Here is a 2,931-nt window from a genome sequence, read left to right as displayed (position 1 = left end):
CCAAGCAGTTCATGCCCCGATTGATCACCACAACCGCCGCAGACTCTGGGAATCAACTGTCTGCTTGACGGGTGAGCTTACGAGGGCGTGACGCTCGGGCAGATCAGGACGCAGGCCAAGAGCAATGAGATCACCGCCATTCCTGAGCTGCTGGCTGGGCTGGACCTGCGGGGTGCCACGGTGACGATGGACGCGATGGGCTGCCAGAAGGCGATCGTGCAGCAGCTCGTCGACGAGGGCGCGAACTACATCATCGGGGTCAAGAACAACCAGCCCACGCTGGCCGCGGCGGTGCAGGGCCTGCTCGATCAAGCCCCAGCCCAGGTCGACGGGCGGACCTGGCACGAGCACAGCGAGACCGACAAGGGCCACGGGCGCATCGAGACGCGGCACTGCCGGGTCTGCCATGACCTGAGCGCCATCGCCGAGGTGCTGCAGGACTGGCCCGGCGTGCGCAGCGTGGTGCGGGTGCATTCCACCCGCCAGCCCGTGCGCTCAGGGCGCTTCGGCCCGCGCAGCGCCGAGCCGGCCCAGCCGAGCTGGTGTTACTACATCAGCTCCGAGGTGCTCGACGCCCAGGCCTTCAACGCCACCATCCGGGCGCACTGGGCCATCGAGAACGACTGCCACTGGGTGCTGGACGTCAACTACCGCGAGGATGCCTGCCTGATCCGGCGCGAGCACGGCCCGCACAACATGGCCACGCTGCGGCGCATCGCCCAGAACCAGATCAAGCTCGACGCCGGCAAGGGCAGCCAGAAGACCAAGCGCAAGCGCATGGGCTGGAGCGATGACTACCTCCAAGCGCTCTTCGGCTTGACTCCAGCCTCACTCAGCCATGCACAAATTTCGAGCGATGGCTGATGCAATCGCCCTGCTTGACGGGGGAGCTTACGCCGCGACCTTTGGAATTTCATAATACAGTTTAAATTTAATTTTCTATACACTTCAATTAAATTCAGATCATGAAAGACAGAAGAGAGTTCTTGAAAAAAATGGCAATGATTTTTTCGGCGCAGCACGAAGAATCGGCGGCCCATATAAAACAGACGAGTTATTGCTCGGATAATATTTTGGGTAATAATCTATGGGAGAGAATGATTGAGAATAAGAAAAATGATGCAAAATTGAGTAAATTAATCGATTTATTAATATCATCGGCAAAATCAGACATAAAAATTAATGTTTTAAAGAGAAATCTCCAAGGGGGTAGATTACTCTCGGTGTCGAGAGAATTTGTTCGCAGAATTTTACAGTGGTCATTCGCTTTCAGGCTAACTGGAGATAGTTTGTTCCTTGATAGGTTAAAATTAGAAATAGAAAATGTTATTTTTTTTGATGACTGGAATCCAAATCATTTCCTGGATGTTGCTGAAATTGTCGCTGGAATATCAATTTCGTGGGATTGGATTTTTGATTTTGTGGATGATGATTTTAGAGCTAAGGTTGCCGACGCAATCGTAAAAAAAGGTTTAATGCATGTAGAGAATGGGCACAAGACATTTGGCTATAAAAATAACTGGAGCCAAGTTTGCATCGGCGGAATGGCATTGGGTGCAGTTACTGTAAGAAATTATTTTCCCGATGTTTCTCGCAAGGTAATAGACCAGGCGCTATTTTTCATCGAGAATAGTCTTAAAATTTATGAGCCGGATGGCGTTTATCCTGAAGGGCCCAGCTACTGGAGTTATGGAACAATTTATTCTTTATTTTTTTTGTTGACACTTAGAGGGCGCAAAGATATTAATGGCGCCGTAACAAATAGCTTCTTGAAGAGTTCTTATTTTTACGCGCAATCAATAGGTCCGTCGGGGTTGTGCTTTAATTTCTCAGATAGTATGGATGTCGCCGAGCTGTCTCCTGCCCTAGCATTTTTTTCATCGCATTTACATGATATTTCTGTTTTTTCGCCAATTGAAGTTATTATTGAGAAATTTGGTTGGAATCTTGATAGATTTTCAACGATACTCGCTTTATGGTGGCCTAATATAAATAAATATGAGAAAAAGAAAGTCTTGAGTGACAATTTTATTGGTGGTGGTCCTCAGCAAGTTGCAATAAAAAGATTTAATTTTAATGATGATTTAGGGTGGGTTGCAATTAAAGGTGGCGGCGCAAATATTACCCATGCCCACATGGATGCTGGGAGTTTTGTTTTTGATGCAATGGGTGTCAGGTGGGCAAAAGATCTTGGCATGCAAAACTATTACTCTCTTGAGTCTGCAGGGCTATCTTTGTGGGATGGTTCTCAAAATTCAGAAAGATGGAGTGTTTACAGAATAGGCCCATTTTCTCATAATACAATAACAATAAATCAAAAAAAACATAATGTTTCCGGATTTGCTGAAATAAAAATGGTTGGCGAGAATGTTTTTGAAATAAATATGAGTAGTGTTTTGGGCGTACCTTTGGCGACCAGAAAATTTATTTTTAGCGAAAGCCACTTCTCTATTATTGATACTATTGAGAATGGCTCGATAGGCGACGTTGTTAGATGGGCAATGTGTACAGAGGCAAATATAATATTAAATGGACTAAATGCTTCTATGTCCATTGGTGGTAAATTGGTTTATGTAGTATTTAGTGGAGAAATAGATTCTGTTGATGTTTTTGATATATCGTTGCCGAAAAATAGTTTTGATTCAAATAATAATGGCGTAAATCAGTTGGTTGTAAGTGGCTCAATAAAGAATAATCTTCCATTTATTATTGAGGCTAAGTTTTTTTGGTAATTTCGTAAGATCACTTCGTAAGGGATGCTCTGCAAAAATCCACCCCGCCCGTGCTTGGCGACCAGATGAAGAGCTGAGACGATCGCAGCCATGAAGCAGCAAAGCCTGGGTCTGGGTCGTAAGCTCACCCGTCAAGCAGACAGTTGATTCCCAGAGTCTGCGGCGGTTGTGGTGATCAATCGGGGCATGAACTGCTTGG

The 2,931-nt window shown here is 46.3% G+C and carries 2 protein-coding genes; both read left to right on the top strand.

Features of this window, described 5'->3' with window-relative positions; genetic code table 11:
- Positions 1 to 87: 87 nt before the first annotated feature.
- On the top strand, positions 88 to 864 hold the full coding sequence (locus NFT33_RS14165) for an ISAs1 family transposase (protein ID WP_251676302.1): 777 nt from the start codon (positions 88 to 90) through the stop codon (positions 862 to 864).
- A gap of 101 nt (positions 865 to 965) precedes the next feature.
- Positions 966 to 2,732: a heparinase II/III domain-containing protein gene (locus NFT33_RS14160; protein WP_251676300.1), complete on the top strand. Its 1,767-nt coding sequence runs from the start codon at positions 966 to 968 to the stop codon at positions 2,730 to 2,732.
- The last annotated feature ends 199 nt before the right edge of the window (positions 2,733 to 2,931 follow it).

Source organism: Sphaerotilus sp. FB-3, from assembly GCF_023706025.1.
Lineage (GTDB): Bacteria > Pseudomonadota > Gammaproteobacteria > Burkholderiales > Burkholderiaceae_C > Sphaerotilus > Sphaerotilus sulfidivorans.
The sequence above is the reverse complement of the archived record's forward strand: the minus strand, read 5'-3'. Positions and strand labels throughout refer to the sequence as shown.

Bases quoted from the DNA above. Each gene is read 5' to 3' on its own strand.
- NFT33_RS14160 (WP_251676300.1), top strand. From the start codon at position 966: ATGAAAGACAGAAGAGAGTTCTTGAAAAAAATGGCAATGATTTTTTCG.